The sequence below is a fragment of the Bradyrhizobium elkanii WSM2783 genome (assembly GCF_000472865.1).
Lineage (GTDB): Bacteria > Pseudomonadota > Alphaproteobacteria > Rhizobiales > Xanthobacteraceae > Bradyrhizobium > Bradyrhizobium elkanii_A.
In genome coordinates, this window is record NZ_AXAP01000012.1 from 51,617 (window position 1) to 74,531 (window position 22,915).

Here is a 22,915-nt window from a genome sequence, read left to right on the forward strand (position 1 = left end):
CTCACCCAATCGTGTTCGTTGCCGATTCCGGTGCTGCCCTCTCCCACAAGGGGAGAGGGCACAGTAACAGGCAGTGCGAAGGCATAGTCCCGTAGGGTGAGCCATCACTTCGCCAGTTCCTTCAGGCCCAGCCGGATCAACTGCGCGGTTTCAGCCTGCTCGCCTGCGCTGCGCGAGGCGGCGGCGATGGCGGCGGCGGCTTGCGGCTGGCCATAGCCGAGATTGACCAATGCGGAGATCGCGTCCGTCACCGGCCGCGGCGCGCGCTCGTTGTCGATGGCGCCGGCGAGATGGACCACGGCGGGATCGACATTGGCAAAGGCGGGCGCCTTGTCCTTCAGCTCGCTGACGATGCGCTCGGCGACCTTCGGCCCGACGCCGGGCGTGCGCGCCACCGCGGCCTTGTCACGCAGCGCGATCGCGTTCGCGAGGTCGGAAGGCGGCAGCGTGCCAAGCACGGCGAGCGCGACCTTGGCGCCGACGCCCTGCACGGTCTGCAACAGGCGAAACCATTCGCGCTCGTTGTCGGTGCGGAAGCCGAACAGCTTGATCTGGTCCTCGCGCACATAGGTCTCGATCGAGAGCACCGCGGCCTCGCCCGGCGAGGGCAGCGCCTGCAGCGTGCGCGCGGAGCAATGCACCTGATAGCCGACGCCGCCGACATCGAGGATCACGTAATCCTCGCCATAGGAGTCGATGAGGCCTTTCAATTTGCCGATCATAGGCTGGCTACTCTCAGCCGCAATGCGGTGCTTTGGCGGTGATGGGCGTGCGTGATCGCGACCGCGAGTGCATCGGCGGCGTCGGGCGATTGCGGCTCGGCCTTGGGCAGCAGGATCTTCAGCATCACGGCGATCTGGTTCTTCTCGGCGTGTCCGGCGCCGACGACGGTTTTCTTGACCTGGTTCGGCGCATATTCGGCAACCTCGATGCCGAACATTGCAGGCGCCAGCATGGCGACGCCGCGGGCCTGACCGAGTTTCAGCGTCGCAACACCATCCTTGTTGACAAACGTCTGCTCGACCGCGGCTTCCGCCGGTTTGAAATCGCCGAGCACGGCGGCCAGCCCCTCATGGATCGCAAGCAGCCGGCCCGACAGCGGCAGCCGTTCCGACGGCTCGATTGAGCCGCAGCCAATGAACACCAGCCGATTGCCCTCGACCTCGATCACGCCCCAGCCGGTGCGGCGGAGGCCCGGGTCGATGCCGAGAATGCGGGTGGGTTTGCGAATCGGCTGGACTGTCATGGGACAGTGATAGCCGCTGCGTTTCGAGAACGAAACACAAACGGGGAGGTCATGCACGGGGAAAGCGGTGCACCCACCTCGTCATGCCCGGGCTTGTCCCGGGCATCCACGTCCTTCAGCACGAGTGGATACGCGTGGATGGCCGGGACAAGCCCTGCCATGACGGCATCACGAGAGATGGGGCTACCCGCCCATCTTCGCGATCAGCGCGTCCGAGATCTCGAAATTGGCGAACACGTTCTGGACGTCGTCGTGGTCGTTGAGCAGATCCATCAGCTTGAGCAGCTTCTCGCCGGTCTCGTCATCGACGGCGACGGTGTTTTGTGGCTTCCAGGTCAGCGACGCCTTGCGCGGCTCGCCGAATTTCGCTTCCAGCGCCTTCGCGACCTCGCGGTAGGATTCCGGCGAGGCGTAGATCTCGTGGCCGCTTTCGCTCGATACGACGTCGTCGGCGCCCGCCTCGATCGCCGCATCCAGCATCGCATCGTCGGAGGCGGCCTTGTGGTCATATTCGATGATGCCGACCCGGTCGAACATGAAGGCGACCGAGCCGGTTTCGCCGAGATTGCCGCCCGACTTGGTGAAGTAGGAGCGGATGTCGGAGGCGGCGCGGTTGCGGTTGTCGGTCAGGGCCTCGACGATCACGGCGACGCCGCCGGGGCCATAGCCCTCGTAGCGGATCTCGTCATAGTTCTCACCCTCGTTACCAGCGGCCTTCTTGATGGCTCGCTCGATATTGTCCTTCGGCATGTTTTCCGCCCGCGCGGCAACGATCGCGGCGCGCAGCCGGGGGTTCATGGCGGGGTCGGGGGTGCCGAGCTTGGCCGCGACCGTGATTTCGCGGGCCAGCTTGCCGAACAGCTTCGACTTCTGGGCATCCTGCCGGCCCTTGCGGTGCATGATGTTCTTGAATTGGGAATGGCCGGCCATGCGAGGTCCCTTGGGAATCGTCTTTCAAAAAGGGGGTGAGGCGCGGCGTTATAGGCCTCCGACAGGCCAAAATCAAAGACTTGCGGCGCGATCTGGCATGCCGGCCGTGCCGCCTTCCGGAAAATCAGGCAGCCGTTAACCACGATTTCACCTACGGATGGGAGAATCGGACAGTCCATTTCAACTTACAAGAGAACCCCCATGGCGGCGTTCGGTTTGTTTCGCAAGCGAGATCCGGAACCCGTGGCAGCAGCCGTCGAGCCGAAGGTTGCGACCGCAGCGGCGGCGCCGGCCGATAACCCCTCCCCCGATACCGGTTCGGCCGGGGAAATCCTCGAGCTGCTGGAACTCGAGCTCGGAGGCATGATCCGGCAGCTCGAGCGCGCCGCCCAATCGGTGGCCGGCGGAGCCGAGGCGACCGCTGCGACGCTTGCGACCATTCGCGAGCGGACGGATGCGCTGACCGGCCGCACCAACGCGGCGCAGACCACGGCCGAGACCTTCTCGGAGGCGGCCGACAAGTTCACCGATTCGGCGCAAGGAATCGGCGCCCAGGTGCGCGACGCCGGCCGGCTCGCCGACGAAGCGGGCGCCGCGGCGCGCGAGGCCCGCGCCAATGTCGACCGCCTGCGCGAATCCTCCGCCGCGATCGGCAACGTCGTCAACCTGATCGCGCAGATCGCGCGGCAGACCACCCTGCTCGCCCTCAACTCGACCATCGAGGCCGCGCGTGCCGGCGCCGCCGGCAAGGGGTTCGCGGTGGTCGCGACCGAAGTGAAGGCGCTTGCGGTGCAGACCCAGGGCGCGACCGAAGAGATCACGAAGAAGATCGAGGCACTGCAGAAGGACGCCGCGGGCTCGGCCGATGCCGTGCACCGCATCGCGCAGGCGATCGAGGCGATCCGCCCGGTGTTCGCGCATGTCAGCGGCGCGGTGACGGAGCAGCATAAGACCACCGGCGAGATCGCGCAGAATGCCGCCTCCGCCTCGAGCTTCATCGTCGCGGTCGGCGACAGCGCCGCCGAGATCGATCAGGCCACCAGGGACGCCGAAGCGCATGGCAAGGACGTCGCCCAGGCCGGCCGCGCGGTGACCAGCTTTGCGCAAAAACTGAAATCGCGCTGCGCGGTGCTGCTGCGGCAGGGCGAGCGCGAAGACCCACGCAAGGGCGAGCGGCTGCCCTGCAACCTCAAGCTCGAGATGCAAGCGCGCGGCAGCGTCGTCACCGCGCCGGTCTATGAGATATCCATGGACAGCATCCTGATCTCGGGACCCGAGGCCGAACGCCTGCAACTGCACCAGAGCCTTGCCGCCACACTTCAGGATATCGGCGCCGTCAAGATCCGGATCGCCGACAAGACCAAGGCCGGCGCGCAGGCACGCTTCGAGGCGCTGACCTTGGAGCTGCGCGAGAAGATCGAAGACAAATTGTGGGCGATCCGTGACGAGAACACCGAGTTCGTCATGCGCGCGATGGAAGCGGGCGTGGCGCTGACCAGGATTTTCGAGAACGGGATCGCGAGCGGCGCCGTCACGATCGAGGACATGTTCGACACCGACTATGTCGAGATATCCGGCACCAATCCGATGCAGTACCGCACAAAAATATTGGATTGGGCGGAGCGCGCGCTGCCGCCGTTCCAGGAGGCTTTCCTCGCCAAGGATCCGCGGATGGCGTTCTGCGCCATGATCGACCGCAACGGCTATCTGCCGGTGCACAACAAGATCTATTCGCACCCGCAGCGGCCGGGCGATGTCGCCTTCAACACCGCCAACAGCCGCAACCGCCGCATCTTCAATGACGCGGCCGGCCTCGCCGCCGGGCGCAACCAGCGCGCCTATCTGATCCAGAGCTACGCCCGCGACATGGGCAATGGCAACATGGTGATGATGCGCGAGATCGACGTGCCGGTCCGCGTACGCGGCCGGCACTGGGGCGGCTTCCGCACGGCGTATAAGCTCTGACGGCCTCTTTTCTAAGCAGTCACTGCACTGTCCGGCACTTCACGCAGTCTTTTCAAAACGCACGGTTCTTTCGCGCGGCCTTGATCGATTTTCGCCTCCATCCCCTAGAATAACGCACACGATGATGTGATGACACTCATCATCCTATGCATGGTCAGCACGAACTAGCATTGCGAAACATGTCTTCGCTTCCTAGCTCGTCGCGATGCGATACGGTTTCGTTGACGCGTCCGCTGTCCGCGGCCGCTGAATCTGGGGTATGCTTATGGCGACGACACTCACCATCAATGGCGAACAGAAATCCTTCGATGCGCCGCCCGAAATGCCGCTGCTCTGGGTGCTGCGTGACATCTTAGGCATGACCGGCACCAAGTTCGGCTGCGGCATCGCGCAGTGCGGCGCCTGCACGGTGCATATCGACGGCAAGGCGGTGCGTTCCTGCGTGCTGCCGGTGAGCGCGGTGCAGGGCCGCCCGGTGACGACCATCGAGGCGGTCGGCAATTCGCCTGCCGGCGCGAAGGTGCAGAAGGCCTGGCTCGATCTTGAAGTGATCCAATGCGGCTATTGCCAGTCGGGCCAGATCATGGCCGCAGCCGCGCTCTTGTCCGCGACGCCGAACCCGGACGATTCCGATATCGATGCGGCGATGGCCGGCAACATCTGCCGCTGCGGCACCTATGTGCGGATCCGCGAGGCCATCAAGCAGGCCGCCTCCGGACGTCAGTCGTAGGAGGCGCGCCATGCTGACAGCAGAAAAACTCCGCCAGCAAGACAGCGCGGACGGCATCTCGCGCCGCGCGCTCCTCACCGGTGGGCTGGCCACCGGTTTCCTGCTTGCCTTCCACCTGCCGCTGCGCGCGGCCGTCAACGAGCCGGAGCAGCCGAAGGACGCAACCGACGGCAAGTTCGCGCCCAACGCCTTTATCCGCATCGACGAGAGCGGCCAAACCACGCTGATCATGCCGCAGGTGGAGATGGGCCAGGGTATCTACACCTCGATCTCGATGATCCTGGCCGAAGAACTGGACGCCGATTGGGCAAAGGTTGCGGTGCTGCACGCACCGCCCAACGACAAGTTCTACGCCAATCCCGTTTTCGGCTTGCAGGCGACGGGTGGCTCGACCTCGATCCGCGCCTGGTGGAAGCCGCTGCGCGCTGCGGGCGCCAGCGCGCGGGCAATGCTGGTACAGGCCGCAGCGGTGCAATGGCAGGTCGAGCCTGCCAGCTGCACGACGTCGAAAGGCGAAGTCCTGCACGCGGCAAGCGGCCGCAAGCTCGGCTATGGCGAACTGGCGCTGGCCGCGCAAGGCGAGACGGCGCCGAAGGATGTCCCGGTCAAGGACCCCAAGGATTTCGTCTATATCGGCCAGCCCCTGAAACGGCTGGATACGCCAGACAAGGTCAACGGCAAGGTCGTCTACGGCATCGACGCGATCCTGCCGAACATGAAGATAGCAACGGTGGCTGCCTGCCCCGTATTCGGTGGCAAGGTCGGCAAGGTCGACGACAGCGCTGCGGTGAAAATCCCGGGTGTGCGCAAGGTCGTGGTCCTCGAGGACACGGTCGCGGTGATCGGCGATCACATGTGGGCGGCAAAGAAAGGCCTCGAAGCGCTCAAGATCGAATGGAACGAGGGACCTAACGCAAAGCTCGGCACAAAGGACATCTGGCAGCATCTGCGCGCCGCCATCGAGAAGGACGGCGCGGTCGCAAAATCGGTCGGTGACATCGCCAAGGGTCTTGCGAGCGGCGACAAATTCGAGGCGAGCTTCGAACTGCCGTTCCTCGCGCACGCCTCGATGGAGCCGATCAACGCGACAGTTCACGTCAGGCCGGATGCCTGTGAGATCTGGACCGGCACGCAGATCATGACGCGCGTGCAGTCGGAGGCCGCAAAGGCCGCCGGCCTTCCCGTCGACAAGGTGATCGTCAACAACCACCTGCTCGGCGGCGGCTTTGGCCGTAAGCTCGAGCCGGACATGGTGATCACGGCGGTGAAGATCGCCAAGCAGGTCGGTTATCCCGTCAAGGTGATATGGACCCGCGAGGAGGACATCCAGCACGACGTCTATCGCCCGGTCTATCGCGACCAGGTCACCGCGACTCTGGTCGACGGCAAGGTGGCGGCCTGGAAATACAAGATCGCCGGTTCGGCGGTCATTGCGCGCTGGCTGCCCCCGGCGTTCCAGAAGGGAGTCGATATCGACGCGGTCGACGCCGCCGTGGAGACACCCTACGACTTTTCCAACTTCCACGTCGAATATGTCCGCGCCGAGCCGCCGGCGGTGCCGACAGGCTTCTGGCGCGGCGTCGGCCCGAACAACAATGTGTTCGCATTCGAATGCGCAATGGACGAGCTGGCGCGCAAGGCCGGCAAGGATCCGGTCGAATTCCGCCGGAGCATGCTGACCAAGAGTCCGCGCGCGCTCGCGGTGCTGAACCTCACCGCCGAGAAGTCCGGCTGGGGCGAAAAGCTGCCACCGCGCGTCGGCCGGGGCGTCTGCCTGCAGCCCTCGTTTGCGAGCTTCCTTGCGACCGTGGTGGAAGCCGAAATCGACGACATCGGCGAGATCGTGCTCCGCCGCGTCACCTCGGTGGTCGACACCGGGATCGCGGTCAACCCCGACACGGTGAAGGCGCAGATCGAGGGCGGCCTGATCTTCGGCCTCACCGCCGCACTCTATGGCGAGATCACCATCGACAAGGGTCGCGTGCAGCAGTCGAACTTCCACGACTACCGCATGATGCGCATCAACGAGACGCCGAAGATCGAGGTCACCGTGGTCAAGAGCGGCGAAGCGCCAGGCGGCATTGGCGAAGCCGGCGTCAACGCCGGACCGCCTGCGCTACGCAACGCGATCTACGCCGCAACGGGCGTGGCGCTGCGGCGCCTGCCGATCGACCGTTCACTGATCGCCGTGGGGAAGAAGGCATGAGACGGGTAAAGCGTATCCTGTTGAGCCTTGCCGTGATCATCATCGCGGCTGTTGCGATCGGCGTCTGGATCATCCGTGGCCCGGGCCCGCTTGATTTCGCAGGTGGCAACAAGGCGGCCGTCGCCGACTACCGCGCCGGCAAGCCGACCGGCGTGCCAGTGGCGTTGGAGAAAGCGAGCCTGGTGGAGCGGGGCGAATATCTGGCCAAGGCGGCGGACTGCATGGTCTGCCACACCAAGCCGGGTGAGAAGCAATTCGCCGGCGGGCTGGCGTTCAAGCTGCCATTCGGCACGCTCTATTCGACCAACATCACCCCCGACAAGGAAACCGGCATCGGCAATTACAGCGACCAGGATTTCCTCAACGCGGTCCAGCGCGGCAAGCGCCATGACGGGGCAATGCTCTACCCGGCCATGCCCTATGCGTCCTACACCTACATGACGGACGAGGACCTGCTGGCGGTGAAGGCCTATCTGTTCAGCCTGCCGCCGGTGCGCGCGCCGGCGCCGGAGAACACGTTGGCGTTCCCGTTCAACCAGCGCTGGGCGATGCTGTTCTGGTCGGCGGTGTTCAACCCGGACACGCGCTTTGCGCCTGATACCTCGAAGAGCCCGGAGTGGAACAGGGGCGCCTACCTCACCGAAGCCCTCGCCCATTGCGGCGAGTGCCACACGCCGCGCAATCTCGGCTTCGCGCTCGACAACCGCAAGAAATTCGCGGGCGCCGTGACCGCGGGCTGGCGCGCCTTCAACATCTCCTCCGACAAGGCCACCGGCCTCGGCAATTGGAGCGATGAGGCGCTGGTCTCCTATCTCTCGACCGGCCATGCGCTCGGTCACGGCACCGCGTCCGGACCGATGGGCGAAGCTGTTGACCACAGCCTGAGCCAGCTCGCGCCGGAAGATGTCCGCGCCATCGCCGTCTATCTGCGCAGCATACCGCCGCAGGCCTCGCCCGACCTGCCGGCGACCACGGCTCCCGCAGCACCTGCCTCGCACAAGGAAGGCGTAACGGCGGATGCGAGGGGCAAGATGGTGTTCGAGGGCGCCTGTGTGAGCTGCCACGGCTGGACCGGCGAAAGCCTGGTGTCGCCGACGGCAACGCTGACCGGGTCGTGGGCGGTCAACGATCCCGCGGCCACCAATGTCGCGCAGATCGTGCTGTCGGGCACCAAGCGCACCACACCGGACGGCGCGCTCTCGATGCCTGCGTTCGGCAATGCCTATTCGGATGACGAGATCGCCGCAGTCGCCAACTATGTCACCGCCCGCTTCGGCGCCAAGGGCTCAAAGCTCACGGCGAAGGACGTCGCGGAGCTGCGGCAGCAGACGGCGCAGTAAGCCTTTGTGCCGTAGCCCGGGTGAAGCACCAGCGTAACCCCGGGATCGCTGGTAAACGCCGACAGAGATACCCCGGGTTGCGCTTCGTGCCACCCGGGCTACGAAACCGGTATCCAATTCGCATCGACGCGAATTGGACGAAGGCAAGGCAATTCACGGCGAGCTTGTCGCGCCGCGAATCGTTGTCCCTCTCCAATTGACGGAGGTCTCCTCGGCAAAGGGGGGCCGAGTCCGGGATCATGATCTACGCGGCGCGAACGTATCCGTAGCGCAGGTTCGAGGGTTCCTTGGCCCCCAAGGCGTACTCATTCTTGAGCGCCGCCAGGCGGTCCTCTGAAAAGCCTGGCATACTGCTATTATCAGCGGCCCTCAGCTTGATCTTGTAGAACCTGGTCGCGTTGCCGGCGAAGATCTGCTGCTTGACGGCGCTGTTAGCGTCGCCGAGCGGCGCAAACCCGTACTTCTTCTGCATATCCTCCGGGATTTCGAGCCGGCGTAGCGCCTCGATCTGCCATTGCGGCGAGCCGTACCAAACCGAGTCGGTGCCCCACATGACATGATCCACGCCCATGCCCTTGATCAGCGTGCCGACCAGCGCGGCGCAGAATTTCGGATGCGCGACCGCCGAGTTGGCAAAGGACGTGCCTAGCTCGGCGTAGACATTGGTGACGCCGAACTTCTGCGGGATTTCCGCAAGATCGGAGGCCCACTGGATGCGACCCGTTTGTTCGAAATCCGCCCATGCCTTGTCCGGCAGCTCGAGGAACGCCCGCAGCGCCGAGTGATAGATCACGAAGTTCATCTGCGGCCAATCCTTGGCTGCCTTTCCGATGTCCCAAGCCGTTGCGTATTCCCAGACGCCGGCGAACGATTTCTCGTAATCGGGCGGCAGCAATCCCTTGTGGACGCACAGCGTGTTGATGCCTGCCTTCACCGCCTTTTCGTAGAACGGATACATCACCTGCTCGTCGTCGAGCCGCCAGGGGAACTTGGAAGGCGCCAGCGGATCGCCGATCGTATAGGACTTCCAGGAGTCCGGCTTGTAGATCTCGATCGCCTTGTCAACCTCCTCGATCCAGCCGGGCTGTTTGGGTGTTATGACGCTGTGCGCCAGCAGGCGCCGGGAGCCAGCGAAGCCGTTGATGAGTTCGCGCGCCTTGACGATCTGCTCGTTGGAGAGCAGCCACCAACTCGGATCGTCGAACGGTGCTCCGCTTAAGAGAGCCATATTGGTGTCGCTGTCGTAATAGATCTCTTTAACGTAGTTCTGGAACTTGTAGCGGGCGAGCGACGACACGCCTTCCTCCTTCATCTTCGGATTCCAGTGGTCACTCGCAAATTGCGCTAGTCCCAACAGCTCCTTGTGGTCGAAGTCGTCGCGGACAAAGTGGGTCTGAACGTCAAAGATGAACTGCTCGGCAAGGTTTTGCGCCCGGGCAAGCATCAAATCGGGTTCGCGGGCCTCGGCCGGCGCGACTTGAAAGACGTTACCGTAAACATCGTTCATGGCTAGAAAGGCCGCGGCCATGCCGCAGCTCGTGTGCAGGAACTGCCGGCGGCTCAGGCCCAGCCGTTTGCCGTTAGAATCAGCAAGCTCGTTGATTCGAGTTTCAACCTTTTTCTGAAGGGCGCTCTGCGGGGGCGGGAGATACTCGCCGTTTGATACGATCTGGGTAGGAATCGGCGTCGCCGCCGATGCCGCTTCAGCGCCGGCAACGAGGCGCTGCTCTCGTTCACTTAGCCAAGTGCTCATCATTCTCCTCCCCGGCTATGTTGGCATGCACCAATGCCGATTGCGCTCATTCGGCCGAGCGCTTGGCTTGCGATCTACGAAAGGCAAATGCGCTCGGCATACGGCGTTCTGTCCGCATCGCGTGATCAGAACAGAAAGACTGCTTGAGAATTTGATGGGATCAGCGGCACCCGTTTAGGTAGCTTAGCTAATGGACTCAACGCCCAAACTCATATCAGCGCAAGCGATGTAATTCGGCAGCTTCGCTGTCCCAACGCTTCGTCGTCCCCGTTGCTGCGAGCGAGCGCAGCGGATTGCTACGATGCCTATCAGCCGCTCCTCGGGCCGGAACGCATCGCACGTCTGATCGTCGCGGCGGCGACCGCGCGATCGGCCATCGGTGTCTCGGTCAGTTCGACGGCGAAGAGGGACAGCATGAAGCCCACCATCGGCACCGCGGGGATCAGATATCGCGCGACGTCGAGCGTGTGAGCGGCGGCGGCGGTCGCGATCGAGGCCGCCCACATCACGACCACGATGCCTGCGCGCGTCACGAAAGCTGGCCGCCGACGCCGCACGGCTGCCACCGTCCAGAACATGACGGCGATAACGAAGGCAGCGGACAATGCCTTGGACAGATAGGCGGAAGTTACAGGGAAGTCGGACAATAGGCCGATCCGAACCGGTCCGCCTTGCAGATCGTTCGGCTCGGCCGCCCGGCCGTGCCGCGCCATGATCTCGGACACGTGCGGCACGTCGTCGCTGGACACCGGTATGAAAGGCTCGAGTCCATAAGGCGGCCATGCCGACGAAAAGCCATAGGCCATCTGACGAATGAACTTGCCTGCGTAGACCAGCGGCCGATCGCGCGCGGCGGCCAGGAAGATCCGCCAATAGGCTGCCGCTGCCCCGACGGCATGTCCGGTCGTGTCGGCGAAATCCCGATCCAGTTCGCTGTCGAACAGGCACGCGTCGCCAAAGAACCCGAGTACGGGCCAGCGGCCCGGCTCCGCGGCGACGTCGGTGGCAAGCCGCGCCATTGTGGCATCGGCGCGGTCGCCTGCCGCCGATACGATCTCACCTCGCGCGGCATCGCTTGCGAGCACGATGTTCAGGTGATTGCAGAACAGTGTCTTGGGGACGAACACGGCCGAGGCCTGGTCGGAACTGGAAGCTCCGAACCGTGAGCCGGCAAGGAGAAGCGCCAGCGCCGCCGCTACGGAGATGGCCATCACGGCAAGGCGCGCGGGCGTCTTCGGCCGGACAAGGCAGGCGCCCAACAGGATGGCGGCGATCGGGACGAGGAGTCCCTGCGATCTCAAGCACGCTGCGATCGCCGCGCACAGGATGGAGACAACGACCGCGCAGCATCGCGCCGCCCCGTCGATGCAGGTGGCAACGAGCAATCCGGCTGTTGCCAGATTGAGGAAGACCGCAAAGAGAAGGTCCGCGGTGAGGACGTTCGTGAACAGCAACAAGCCCGGATACGTCGCGACCAGGATGATCGGAACCAGTCCGACGGCACTGCGCGTCGCCGCCTGCGCGGTTATCGCAAGCGCCAGCATCAGAACGGCCCAGGCCGCCTGCTGCAGGCGCACCACCGTTCCGAGGTCGCCTCCGAGCGCGAACGTCACGGCCAGGAATGCCGGGTAGCCCGGGTCACGCCCACCCGTCACGGTCGGCCGTCCTGCCTCAAGCGTGCGCAGCGCAGATTCCACGAACGGCGGCGTGTCACCCCAGATGACCGGGACCGCCGGCCTGAACGACACGAGAATTGCCAAGAGGAGTGCGGCCCACGCCAGCGCGGCCCATGGCCGCCACGGCGACCCGACGCCGAAGGAGATGGCTCCGCTTTTCATACGCGCTGGAGCTTTTTGGTCGGACCGCACGATCACCGTCCACACGGGATAAGACCCGCCCCGGCGTCATGCTAGACCAGGACGCGCGACATCACCATCGACCCTCAGCAGTGGCACGTGAAAGCAGCGCAGCCCGGCAATCAATTGGCCGGACGCTTCGCCAGCACGAGGCCGATGCCCAGCGCGACCATCGCAGCTCCCGATGCCTCTCGCAGGCGGCGAATCAACGCGGGACGTGCTGCTGCGCCTTGGCGGATGCGACTCGCGGCGAAGGCGACCACGATGTCGGCGAGGGTGTTGAGCGCGACCGACACGAAGCCAAGCATCACGAACTGCAAAGCGACGTGGCCTGCGGTCGGGGTCACGAATTGCGGAACGAAGGCAAGGAAGAAGGCTGCTGTCTTCGGGTTCAGCGCCTCGACCAGCACGCCTTCACGAAACGCCCGCCGCGGCCCGATCGGCGGTGCCGGTCCCTTCAAACCTGCCGATGCGTCCCTGCGGGCCGACAGAAGAGTGCGAAGGCCTATCCAGATCAGATAGGCGGCACCGATCAGCTTCAGCGCTGTGAACAGTTCCGCACTCGCGAGCACGATAGCGGAAACGCCCAGGCTGCCCGCGACGACGTGGACCATGCCGCCCAATCCGGTCCCAACGCTGGAAGCCACGCCTTCCGCACGGCCGCCAGCGAGGGTGCGTGCAGCGACGTAGAAGATGCCCGGACCGGGCGTGATGGCGAGCACCAAGGCCGCGGCGAAGAAAAGCGCGAATTGAGTCAGATCTGGCATGATCGTGAGTTTTACAGCATCACGGGCCTAGCGCCCAGAGCGCAGATCCTGATCGAACGTCCCACGGATCTCGCGCAGCAGATCATGCGCTTTGTGCCTGCTCGCTCCCGACACATTTCCTCGCTGCGTTAACCATGCACGAGCGCGGCTGAGCAATGGTTCGACGCTTAATGCGCGCTTAACGCTTTTGCGGGACACATAGAGGATCAGCGCAAAATCAAGTCGCAAGAAGTGCGAGTGGAAGTCTGCCCTACCCCGAGGAGGGGGATTGCATGGGACTGCTTCTCATTGGCTTGGTGGCAGGAATGCTGATCGGCTATGGCATGCCTCCGTCTACCCAGGCGAGCTTGCAGATGTGCGGGTCGAAGATCTGTTTCGATGGGAGCGTGCCACCTCAGGCGGAGCCGAAGGCGAGCGCGCCCACGCCCGATGCTGCGGCGAAGGCAACGAAGGCGGCAGCGGCGGCGAAGCCAGAGAAGCGATCACCGCCCCGTCGGGACACAAGGGTTGCGCGTGGCAAGCACCCGCCGCCGAAGGCGATGGCGGACCGCGCCGCGGCTGCCGCGACATCCGAGGCCGTCCTGAGCAAGGCGAAGATGTCGGTCGCAGCAAAAATGGAAGATCCGGCGTCGGCCGAGTTCACGGACGCGAAGCGGGCAATCAGGAAGAATACGCTGGGGCGGTCGGTGGACACGATCTGTGGTCATGTCAGGGGAAAAAAGGCGTCGGGCGAGGACACCGGGGAGAAGCCATTTCTGTATCTCGTGAAGGAGGATGACGTCTACGTCGTCGACGGCAAAGCGAACTCAGCCGCGGCGATCGCATATCGGAATATTTGTAACTGAAGCGTGACACCGGGAAAGCGGATACCGGTGACCAACGTGCGCGCTCGATCGGCCAGAGGCTTGTGCCAAAGGCCGGTTGCGCGACGCTATTTATTGGCATGGAAATGATTGGGGTAGGGCGGCAATTCCTTCAATTGAGGATATTATGGACGACCTTGTCTCTGCTGCAGAGCGGCTCAACGGATCGCTGCCGTTGCCGGTCCTGCTCATCATCGATCCGCTCACGCTGGCGCGGACCTGCATTCTGCACATTCTCAGACAGGAGCTGAGCGGATTCGACATCGTCGAGATGGCCACGACCGACAATCTCGGCTGCGCCACGGGACGCGACGTTCGGCTGGCAACGCTCAGCATCGGGGACAAATCGGTGGCTGATCCCTCCGTCGCCGGCGACCTCGCGCTGCTCGCCGATTGCTGCCCCAACGCCTCGATCGGCCTGTTCTGCAACCGGGACGACGAAGCCACCGCGCTTGCAGCCCTGCATCGGGGCATCAAAGGCTTTTTTCCGACCTCGATCCCGGTCGAGCTCGCTGTCGCCGGCTTGCGTCTTGTTCTCGCCGGCGGCGTCTACAGACCGCTTTCAATTGAAGGGCAGGACGGGTCCTCTAGCTGCGAACCGATCTACCATAGCCCGTTGGCGCCGATATATCTGGCAAACAAGGACCAGATCGAATTCACGCCTCGCGAGCAACACGTGCTTGCAGAATTGGAGCTCGGTCTGCCCAACAAGCTGATCGCCGCCAAACTGAAGCTTTCGGAAAACACGGTGAAGATGCACATTCACCACATCATGCGGAAGTGTGCCGCCCGCAATCGGACCGAGGCCGTGCTGCGCTGGCGCGCAAGATCGACCATTCACCGCGGACCGGAGCCCGGCGCATTCTCGTCATCCTGATCTGGCTATTCCTGCCGTCGCTCAGTCTTCACTGAAGGCGGTGTGGAAGCTGTCGAGCAGAGGCCGCAAGGCGTAGATCGCCACGGTGCCGCGCCCGGTTGTGATGAACACCTGGGCCGGCATTCCCGGAATGATCTTCAAGCCATTCTCCACGATCTTGGAATCCTGGACGCGGATTTTCGTCGCGTAGTATGGCTGGTCGGTGCGCTTGTCGAGCAGGCGGTCGGCCGATACGTGCATCACCGTTCCCTTGAGACGCGGGACGCGACGTTGATTGTAGGGCAAGAGGTGTACGTCGGCGTTCAGCCCCGGATGAACCACGTCGATGTCCTCCGGCTTCAGGCGTGCGATCACGACCAGCCTGTCCTGCCGGGGCACCAGATCCATCAGCGCGGCGCCGGCGCCGATCACGCCGCCTGGCGTATGAACCCGCAGGTCGGTTATCACCCCGTCCTCGGGTGCCTTGACCTCCGTTCGGGACAATTGGTCCTGCGCCGCCAGCAATTTTTCGCGCAGTTGAAAGCCCTGGTTCTGCGCCTCGCGCAATGACTGTGCGATCTCGTTCTGCCGGTCGCTCTCGAGCTTCAGGAGCGTCGCCTGCGATTCGCTGATCACCTGCTTGGCGCGCGAAATATGCGCAATGATCTCGCCGCGCCGTCCCTCGATATCGGCCAGCTCCCGCTCGAGGTTCAACAGGCGCGGACGGCGCTCGAGTCCCTTGTTGACCAGGATGGTCACCATGTCGAGCTCTTCGCGCACGATCGTGGCCCGCTGCACCACCGCGTCCTCCTGCGACTTGAGCCCCTCGATCTCCTTTGCGACCTGAAGCCGTTTTTCCCTGAGGATGGTGGCCTGGGACTGGAACACCTGCCGGCGCGTTTCAAAGATGTTCTGCTGTGCCGCCAGCACCGAATCGACCGAGCCGCTCGTGCTTCGGATCCTGTCGAGCCATGTCGGAAACGAGATCTGCTCCTGCCCCTGCTGCTCGGCCAGAAGCCTTGCCTCGCGTGCGGCCGCGTCCCACAACTGTCCCTGCAGGCTTTGCACCTCGGCGCGGGCCCTGGTGTCATCGAGCGCGATCAGCGTCTGTCCCGCGCTCACGGCATCGCCGTCGGCGACCAATATTTTCCTGACGATGCCGCCCTCGAGGTGCTGGATCGTCTTCCGGCTGGATTCCGATTCGACCACGCCGGACGCGATCGCCGCGCTTTCAAGCGGAGCAAAGGCCGACCAGATCCCCAGACCCAGCACAAAACCGACGACCAAGAGATTGCCGGCCAGGGTGACGTGGCCGAGCCTGTAGCGCGGCGAGGCTTGCGTCGGCGCCGGACACCAGGGAAACTGCCGTGGCTCGAATTCGTCGATCGCGGTAATCACGACGCCGCTCTCGCGCTTCGGCAGGAAGGCGGGCGGCAACCGCACGAGGGCTCGGAGGTTTGCGATCATGGGAGAGCCGTTTCCTGCGATGCCACTTGGGAAGCGACTTGCGGCCGGCTCAAATACCGCTCGAAGATGTCCTCGCTCTCGCCGAACGCCGTGACCGCGCCGTCCTGCATGATGGCGATCTTGTCCGTCGCCGCGAGGATGCCCATCCGGTGCGTGACGATGACCACGGTGACGCTGGCGATCTTCAGTTGTTCGATGGCATCCAGCAGCACCCGCTCGCCGGTGTAGTCCAGGCTGGCATTCGGCTCATCCAGTACGACCAGCCGCGGCTCGCCAAAGAATGCCCGTGCAAGCCCCAGGCGCTGGCGAAATCCGCGCGAGAATATGCCGCCGTCATTGGCGACGACGGTGTCGTATCCCAGCGGCAGCCGCAGGATACTCTCGTGAATCCCGGCGAGCTTGGCGGCATGCATGACCTTTGGCAGATCGGCGTCGTCCAGTCGCGCGATGATATCCTTGATCGTCTCTCCGACGAGATCGATATCCTGCGGCAAATAGCCGAGGTAACGGCCCTGCCGCCCTCCGCGCAGGGCCGAGATGTCGGTCTCGCCGAGCAGGACGCGCCCCTGCCCCGGCAACAAGATTCCGGCAATGATGCCTGCGAGTGTGGACTTGCCGGAGCCGGACGGACCGATGATGCCGAGGCACTCTCCGCGCGCGAGACGGAACGAGATGGTCTTGATGGGAAACCACTCGCCTTCCGAAACCTTCGCGCCGATATTGTCGACGACAAGATCGCCCGTCGACTGTTCCGGCAGACTGTCCGTGTTTTCGGTCGTAGGTGGAACGGCGGCAAGGACGTTGGTCAGCCGCTGATAGGCATCCAGCGCTCTCTTCAGCGCTTTCCAGCTTGCAACGGCGCCTTCGACCGGCGCCAGCGCACGGCTGAACATCAGCATCGTAACAAAGATGATCGCCGCGCTCTTGCCGTGATCGAGGACGAGCCACGCGGCTGCGCCCATGATGAGAACTTGCGCCAATGAACGCGTCGGCTTGGCGATCAGCATGATGATCTCGTTCCGCCGCTGCGCCAGTTCGTGCTCGCTTTGCGCGTTCCGCGCATCCACGTAGACGCGGCGCGCCACGTCGTCCAGCATTCCCATGCTGCGGATCAGGTGAACGTGGCCTGCGACCATCGCAAGGCGGCCGTAGCTTCTGGACAGGGCGATCGCGGATTTCGCCAGCGCATTTTCGGTGAGAAGATCGCCGGCAACCGTGAGGCCGAACAGAAACAGCACGCTGCAGGCCCCAATGCCTCCAAGCAGGGGATGAACGAAAAACAGCACGGCGAGGAATGGCGGGATCCAGAGCGCATCGAGCAGCGTCAGGGACGCGCCGGAGTCGACGAACTGACGCACGGCCGTGAGATCGCGATAGGCATCCGAAGCGCGTGCTGACTCGTTGCGGAAGGCATGGTCGAGGCAGGCAGAGAGCACGGTGGGACGAAGCCGGTCTTCCAGCCAGGCCCCCAGGCGCGCCAGGACCGAGCGACGCAGCGCGTCAAGCACCCCGCCCACCACAACCGTGAGTGCAACGATCAAAGTGAGCATCAGGAGCGTTTCATTGCTCCGGCTCGGCAGCACGCGATCGTAGATCTGGAGCAGATAGATCGAGGGAGCGAACAGCAGCAGATTGTAGCTGCAGCTATAGGCGAGCACGATGGCGAGCGAGCCTGCGCAGGTCCGCAGCGCCGCCTGCAACGGCGTCCAGGGCGTCTGCAGCAGACTGAACCGAAGCAGCGGCACCAGCATGATCGTCACCGCCAGAGCTTCAAGGCTTGACCTTTTGCGCGGATCGTTTTGCGGGAGATCTGAGGCCGGCGGCATGGACCGCCGGCCTCAGCCGCCTCAATGAGGCCGCCGATCAGAAAGTACTAACCAATATGGACGTCAACGTCGCCGCCCATGCCGAGGTTGTCACTCCCGCCATCGCCGCCGATGCCCGCCGCGACTTCCTGATGCATGTCCGCCTTCAGGTAGTTCGACTGATGCGCCGTCGTGTTGGCATACACCTTGGAGGTGTCGTACCCGCTGGACGAGCTCTGATCGCCGTTCGACTTGGCGTCGCCGCCATAAGCCTTCGAGTACTTCGACGCCTTGGCGTCACCGCCGTCGGCATCCCAGGATGCCTTTTGACTGACGTAGTCGCCCGTCTTCACGTGTACGTCGGCACCATCGGCCTTGTTCGACGGATCGAACTTGATCGATGGTGAATTGCTGATGCTTCCCTTGAAGTAGCCGTCGCCGCCGTTTCCGACGCTCTGACCGCCTGTGCTGATTGACTTGAAATCGATCGAATCGGAAACCTTGAGAAATCCCTTGCCTTTCGACATTTGAGCCTCCGTGCTGAGTTTACCTCGCGCGACATTCCTCCCTGTCCTGGAAGCGGATGCGCGATGCGAGTTTGTCCGCCGACGACGGGCTCGCGATAGATGCCAAATGGGATGTCATTCGATTCCGCGGACTACGCCTGAAAGGATTACATGCCCTATCGAAATTCGGCGCCCTATCCGATCAGATGAAGATCGGACAACAGATGCATCGCGGCGTCGCCCCCCAGCGCAAGATTGTCGTGGCCGCCGTTGCCGCCGATTCCGGCGATCTGAACCGCGCTCTGATCGATATGGACATTATTGATCTGATCCGCCTCAGCCGTCGAATGCGGTCCGGCGATGGCGATGTTGATGGGAGCATAGATCGCGACGCTGACGTCGATGAGACTGCCGGAGAAATGGCCGCTGCCGCCATTGCCCGCGCTGTTGTGTCCGGTTGCGATCGCATTGGAGCCGCCGCCCAGGAGTGCAGAGATGAGCGCTGCGCTGCCGCCCGCCGCGACATTGCCGCTGCCGCCGTCGCCCCCGCTGCCGGCCATCTGGAACGAGGACTGATCCAGATGCACGTCGTTGAGCTGGTATGCCTGGTTGGTGGAATTATATCCGGCGACCGAGATGTTGACGGGATCATAGACGGCGACGGACTTGTGGACGAGGTCGCCATGAAATTGGCCGTCTCCGCCGTTGCCGGCCTGATTGCCGCCGGAGTCGATTGAGCTCTGTCCGCTGCCGCCGGATTGACCGTGAGCGGATACGTCGCCACCGCTTGCAGCATTGCCGTTTCCGCCCTGCCCGCCGATCCCTGCGATCTGCACGGCGGACTGATCGATCTCCACCGTGTTCGACTGGCTGGCGTGCGCGCTGCCGCCGGGCGCCGCAAACGCGAAGTTGACGGGATGGTAGATGACAACAGGCGCATCCAGCAGCGTTCCAAGGAAATGACCGTCGCCGCCGTTGCCGGCGTGATTGTCGCCTGTCGTCACCCCGCCGGAGCCGAAGGAAGAGAGGTCAACGTTTCCGCCAGCGGCCATGTTGCCGTCACCGCCATTGCCTCCGATGCCGGCCATCTGCAGCGCGGACTGGTTGATATCAACATCGTTGGTCTGCTCGGCGATGGCGATTGAACCATATCCCACGGATATCGCGATGTTGATCGGCTGATAGATCACCAGGGAGGCGTGAATAATGCCGCCATAGAAAAATCCGTCGCCGCCGCTGCCGGCCTCGTTCGCTCCTGTATCGATCGTGCCAGTATTGCTGTTACCCGAATTGGATTGGTGCGCGGGAGCGCCGCCGAACTGATCGGCATTGTTGGGCTGATGGACATCCGCGTTGCCATGAAGGCTGCCGCCTCCATCTCCAGTCGAATCGAGAGACGGGATGGACGCATTAGATGGCGAGACGAACGAGGAGCCGCCGGCGCCGTCATGGCTATCGGCCGTCAGATGATGCAAACGGGCCGGCGAGAACTTGGTACCGTACGCGGGATCTCCATCATCCCAAGGATAATGCTGCGGCTGATCATGCAGCCGGATGCTGTCCGACATCCAATCGAACTTCATAGTCGCCTCCCTGGCGGGATCGCTCCGCGCAACGCGACGGACCACTCCCGACCGTGAGGCAATGTCACGCCGTATGCGTGAAAAGCCGAGCCATCAATTCGGATGCAACATTTCGGGTGAGATTAAACAAACGAAATCGGGTCGGAGAGGCACACGCTGAGCGTACCATCATCGCGCCTCTCGCGGTTGACACGCGTTCTTGAACTAGCCCACCCAAAAACCCGGCACGGCCGGCTCGAGGCGTCCACCGACGCGTACCGGCGCGATGCGGAGCGCGAGGCCGGTGGCGTCGTCGGTCTCGACCGCAACCCCGCTCAGCGTCGCTTCGCCGGCGGCCGGCTCAAAGCGGCCGGAGGGGATGCCGGTCTGGAAGCGCTGCAGCGGCTCTTCCTTCTGCATGCCGATGATGGAATCGTAGTCACCGGTCATGCCGGCGTCGGTCATATAGGCGGTGCCGCCGGGCAGCACCTGGTGATCGGCGGTGGGCACATGGGTGTGGGTGCCGACCACGAGGCTGACGCGGCCATCGCAGAAGAAGCCCATGCCCTGCTTCTCGGAGGTCGCCTCGCCGTGGAAATCCACCACGATCGCATCCGCCGCCTGCCGCAACGGACAGGCCTCGAGCTCGCGCTCGACCGCGGCGAAGGGATCGTTGGAGGGCTCCATGAAGACGCGGCCGATCGCGTTGATGACGAGCGCACGCTTGCCGTTCTTGGTGTCGACGAGCGTGGCGCCGCGGCCCGGCGCGTGGCGCGGAAAATTCAACGGGCGGATCAGGCGCGGGGCGCGCTCGATGAACACCAGCGCTTCCTTTTGATTCCACGCATGGTTGCCGAGCGTGATGGCGTCGGCTCCGGCATCCAGGAAGTCCTGGTAGATGGCCTCGGTGATGCCGAAGCCGCCGGCAGCATTCTCGCCATTGACGATGACGAGATCGAGCGACCAGTCACGGATCATGCGGGGAAGATGTTCTGAGATGGCAGTGCGGCCGGTCTTGCCGACCACATCACCGACGAAGAGGATACGCAAATTCAGCTACTCCCGGAAATCGAACGTCTTGCGCTCCGTTAGCACATAATCAAGCGCGACGTCGTGCGACAAAGCCGGAACCGCCTTGATTTCCTGCACCGCAAAGCCAAGTCCGATGCCGATCACGTGCTTGGTCTTGCGCAGATGGGTGAAGGTGAAGTCGTAATAGCCGGCGCCATAGCCGATCCGGTGGCCGACCCGGTCGAAAGCGGCGAGCGGCACCAGCATGACGTCGGGGATCAACTCGGCCGCAACCGGCGACGGCTCGGGGATACCGAGCGAACCAAGCGTCAGCCGGTCGCCCTTGGCCCAGGCACGGAAGAGCAGGGAATGGCCGCGCGCGGTGACCGCCGGCAGCGCAAGCTGTGCGCCCTGCTCGGCGAGCTTCAGCATCAGCGGCATCGGATCGATCTCGCTGCGGATCGGGGAATAGCCGGAGACGATCGTGCCCTGCGCGATCTCAAACGGCAGTCCGCGCTTGGCGATCTTCGCGGCGGCAGCAGTGCGCTCCTCTTCGCTCAGCGCATCACGTCGGGTGAGCGCGGCGCTGCGGAGCTCAGCCTTCGGAGAGATCGCGCGCATGATGTCTTGCTCCACGGTCATCACCCGCGAAGGCGGGTGATCCAGTATTCCAGAGCCGTCAGAGCGTTTTCAAGCGAAGTGGATACCGGTTCGCGTAAAGAAAACGCGTCAAACAAAAATGAAGAGCTTCGGATCAATCAGAACCGATGCTCCAGTGATCAACCTGCGAAGCCGCGGCGTACTGGATACCCCGCTTTCCGGGGTATGACCGACGCCGGGTACCCGTGAACACCGCATGCAAAAAACAAAGCGCGAAGCCGCAGAGGCCGTTGGAGCGCTCGATCCCGGAGTTCCCTACGAAAGTAGGTGGGCACCATATGTCCGGGTCCACGGACCCGGCCAGGGACAGTTCCCTAAAGGATCGATAAGGCCCCGGGGATATATGGCTCCTGACGCGCAACGCAGCTTCGCAAGGGGTAATGTAGCGATCCCCGCGGCGTTCCGCCAGCGGGAAGGAAGTTGTCCTCACCCACCCCTGAAAGGGGCGGGTCGACGCGAATGAAATGAGCAGCGGGGAGGGGTCAAGTCTCTCCGCAGAGAGACTGGCCGAGTGGAGAGAGTTGACCGTCCCCGGTTCGCATTTCGCTGCGCTACATGCGAACCGACCCTCCCCTTTCAGGGGAGGGTGAGACAGCGAGCTAACCGATCGCGATACCGCCGCCGATGGTGCGGTTGAGCACCTGTGTGGTTTTCTCGATCCGCTCAGCGGCGGCGTTGAGTGCGTTCGAGATCGCGACTTGCGTGGCGCGGGCGCGATCGACCGCGGCGGCTCCGGAGTCGCGTAAGGATTCGATTTCCTGCTCCAGGCTGCGGATGCGTGCGCCGGCGTCGACCAGTTCGTCGCAGGCGGTGAGCGCCGCCATCACGGTCAGGCGCGCATCGCCGATCTCACCGAACTTGCCGCGCAGCGATTCGATGCGCGATTCAAGGTTCTCCGCGAGCTTCAAGAGACGAACTTCCTGCCCCTCTTCGCACGCCATGCGGTATTGCCGGCCGTTGATGGTGACGTTGATGTGACTCATCGCGTGTTCTCCTCGCCATCAAGCACGGCGCGGATGGTGCCGATTGCCGCATCCAGCTTCTCGGCGATCTCGCGATTGGTGCGCTCGAGCTTGCGCGTCTTCACCAATGAGCTATCGAGCTCGTCCGCAAGCCGCGAGCGATCCGCACCGAGCGCCTGGATCCGGCTCGCCAGTTCGTTCTCGTCGCGGTCAGCCTCGCGCCGCCGCTCAACGGCGCTTTCCAGAGCATCCAGCGCCGCCATCAGCCGCCGTGTGGCGGCGTCGACGTCGGCGATAGCGGGCTCGGCATTGGCAGCCGCGTTGGTGGAACGATCGCTCATACGAGACAAGGTACATCCTCGATGGCGTGGCCGTCCGCGAATCCTTGCGGTTCGGCAAGCGCTTAGGCGATGAAATTTACGTGGTGAGC

20 protein-coding genes and 1 other RNA gene are annotated in these 22,915 nt (G+C 63.7%); 6 read left to right on the forward strand and 15 right to left on the reverse strand.

Annotated features, from left to right (window positions below; translation table 11 throughout):
- Positions 1-104 precede the first annotated feature (104 nt).
- The 3 genes from ruvA to YY7_RS0113415 form a co-directional block, all read right to left on the reverse strand.
- The gene (ruvA, locus tag YY7_RS0113405; RefSeq protein WP_028163700.1) at positions 105-722 is read right to left on the reverse strand and encodes a Holliday junction branch migration protein RuvA; all 618 of its coding nucleotides are present in this window, start codon (positions 720-722) and stop codon (positions 105-107) included.
- A complete protein-coding gene (gene ruvC / locus YY7_RS0113410; protein WP_028163701.1) occupies positions 719-1,246 on the reverse strand; it encodes a crossover junction endodeoxyribonuclease RuvC in 528 nt (175 codons plus the stop codon). Before ruvC ends, ruvA begins: the two co-directional genes overlap by 4 nt.
- A gap of 183 nt (positions 1,247-1,429) precedes the next feature.
- On the reverse strand, positions 1,430-2,176 hold the full coding sequence (locus tag YY7_RS0113415) for a YebC/PmpR family DNA-binding transcriptional regulator (protein ID WP_028163702.1): 747 nt from the start codon (positions 2,174-2,176) through the stop codon (positions 1,430-1,432).
- Positions 2,177-2,377: 201 nt separating this feature from the next.
- On the opposite strand from YY7_RS0113415, the gene YY7_RS0113420 reads away from it, so the two are divergent.
- The 4 genes from YY7_RS0113420 to YY7_RS0113435 all read left to right on the forward strand — a co-directional run bounded on the left by YY7_RS0113420 (position 2,378) and on the right by YY7_RS0113435 (position 8,417).
- On the forward strand, positions 2,378-4,141 hold the full coding sequence (locus tag YY7_RS0113420; protein WP_028163703.1) for a methyl-accepting chemotaxis protein: 1,764 nt from the start codon (positions 2,378-2,380) through the stop codon (positions 4,139-4,141).
- 265 nt (positions 4,142-4,406) lie between these two features.
- A complete protein-coding gene (locus tag YY7_RS0113425) occupies positions 4,407-4,871 on the forward strand; it encodes a (2Fe-2S)-binding protein (protein ID WP_028163704.1) in 465 nt (154 codons plus the stop codon).
- Between the two features lie 10 nt (positions 4,872-4,881).
- Positions 4,882-7,077, forward strand: coding sequence for a xanthine dehydrogenase family protein molybdopterin-binding subunit (locus YY7_RS0113430; protein WP_028163705.1), 2,196 nt, complete (start codon positions 4,882-4,884; stop codon positions 7,075-7,077).
- Positions 7,074-8,417, forward strand: a complete 1,344-nt coding sequence (locus YY7_RS0113435; RefSeq protein ID WP_028163706.1) for a c-type cytochrome — start codon at positions 7,074-7,076, stop codon at positions 8,415-8,417. The genes YY7_RS0113430 and YY7_RS0113435 overlap by 4 nt, the downstream gene beginning before the upstream one ends.
- Before the next feature lie 244 nt (positions 8,418-8,661).
- On the opposite strand, the gene YY7_RS0113440 is transcribed toward YY7_RS0113435, so the two are convergent.
- The 3 genes from YY7_RS0113440 to YY7_RS0113450 all read right to left on the reverse strand — a co-directional run bounded on the left by YY7_RS0113440 (position 8,662) and on the right by YY7_RS0113450 (position 12,793).
- Positions 8,662-9,945, reverse strand: a complete 1,284-nt coding sequence (locus tag YY7_RS0113440) for an amidohydrolase family protein (RefSeq protein ID WP_245287270.1) — start codon at positions 9,943-9,945, stop codon at positions 8,662-8,664.
- Positions 9,946-10,478: 533 nt separating this feature from the next.
- Entirely contained in the window at positions 10,479-12,008 is a 1,530-nt protein-coding gene (locus YY7_RS0113445) for a hypothetical protein (protein ID WP_028163708.1), read from the reverse strand.
- A 140-nt stretch (positions 12,009-12,148) separates the two neighbouring features.
- The gene (locus tag YY7_RS0113450; RefSeq protein WP_028163709.1) at positions 12,149-12,793 is read right to left on the reverse strand and encodes a LysE family translocator; all 645 of its coding nucleotides are present in this window, start codon (positions 12,791-12,793) and stop codon (positions 12,149-12,151) included.
- Positions 12,794-13,065: 272 nt separating this feature from the next.
- On the opposite strand from YY7_RS0113450, the gene YY7_RS63060 reads away from it, so the two are divergent.
- Positions 13,066-13,638 (forward strand): hypothetical protein, encoded by a 573-nt coding sequence (locus tag YY7_RS63060; RefSeq protein WP_245287271.1) that lies wholly within the window; start codon positions 13,066-13,068, stop codon positions 13,636-13,638.
- A gap of 145 nt (positions 13,639-13,783) precedes the next feature.
- On the forward strand, positions 13,784-14,533 hold the full coding sequence (locus YY7_RS0113460; protein ID WP_035690034.1) for a response regulator transcription factor: 750 nt from the start codon (positions 13,784-13,786) through the stop codon (positions 14,531-14,533).
- Between the two features lie 21 nt (positions 14,534-14,554).
- Here the strand turns inward: YY7_RS0113460 and YY7_RS0113465 are convergent, their stop codons facing one another.
- The 9 genes from YY7_RS0113465 to YY7_RS0113500 all read right to left on the reverse strand — a co-directional run bounded on the left by YY7_RS0113465 (position 14,555) and on the right by YY7_RS0113500 (position 22,826).
- On the reverse strand, positions 14,555-15,979 hold the full coding sequence (locus YY7_RS0113465) for an HlyD family type I secretion periplasmic adaptor subunit (RefSeq protein WP_051396691.1): 1,425 nt from the start codon (positions 15,977-15,979) through the stop codon (positions 14,555-14,557).
- The gene (locus tag YY7_RS0113470) at positions 15,976-17,730 is read right to left on the reverse strand and encodes a type I secretion system permease/ATPase (RefSeq protein WP_051396693.1); all 1,755 of its coding nucleotides are present in this window, start codon (positions 17,728-17,730) and stop codon (positions 15,976-15,978) included. Before YY7_RS0113470 ends, YY7_RS0113465 begins: the two co-directional genes overlap by 4 nt.
- 122 nt (positions 17,731-17,852) lie before the next feature.
- Positions 17,853-18,311: a hypothetical protein gene (locus YY7_RS0113475; RefSeq protein ID WP_028163714.1), complete on the reverse strand. Its 459-nt coding sequence runs from the start codon at positions 18,309-18,311 to the stop codon at positions 17,853-17,855.
- Between the two features lie 173 nt (positions 18,312-18,484).
- On the reverse strand, positions 18,485-19,873 hold the full coding sequence (locus YY7_RS0113480) for a hypothetical protein (RefSeq protein ID WP_028163715.1): 1,389 nt from the start codon (positions 19,871-19,873) through the stop codon (positions 18,485-18,487).
- A 204-nt stretch (positions 19,874-20,077) separates the two neighbouring features.
- The gene (locus YY7_RS0113485; protein WP_028163716.1) at positions 20,078-20,902 is read right to left on the reverse strand and encodes a TIGR00282 family metallophosphoesterase; all 825 of its coding nucleotides are present in this window, start codon (positions 20,900-20,902) and stop codon (positions 20,078-20,080) included.
- A 6-nt stretch (positions 20,903-20,908) separates the two neighbouring features.
- The gene (locus YY7_RS0113490; RefSeq protein WP_028163717.1) at positions 20,909-21,484 is read right to left on the reverse strand and encodes a 5-formyltetrahydrofolate cyclo-ligase; all 576 of its coding nucleotides are present in this window, start codon (positions 21,482-21,484) and stop codon (positions 20,909-20,911) included.
- A 250-nt stretch (positions 21,485-21,734) separates the two neighbouring features.
- Positions 21,735-21,895, reverse strand: a non-coding RNA gene (ssrS, locus tag YY7_RS57440) — 6S RNA.
- 227 nt (positions 21,896-22,122) lie between these two features.
- A complete protein-coding gene (locus YY7_RS0113495; RefSeq protein WP_028163718.1) occupies positions 22,123-22,506 on the reverse strand; it encodes a cell division protein ZapA in 384 nt (127 codons plus the stop codon).
- On the reverse strand, positions 22,503-22,826 hold the full coding sequence (locus YY7_RS0113500) for a DUF4164 domain-containing protein (RefSeq protein ID WP_028163719.1): 324 nt from the start codon (positions 22,824-22,826) through the stop codon (positions 22,503-22,505). Before YY7_RS0113500 ends, YY7_RS0113495 begins: the two co-directional genes overlap by 4 nt.
- Positions 22,827-22,915 lie beyond the last annotated feature (89 nt).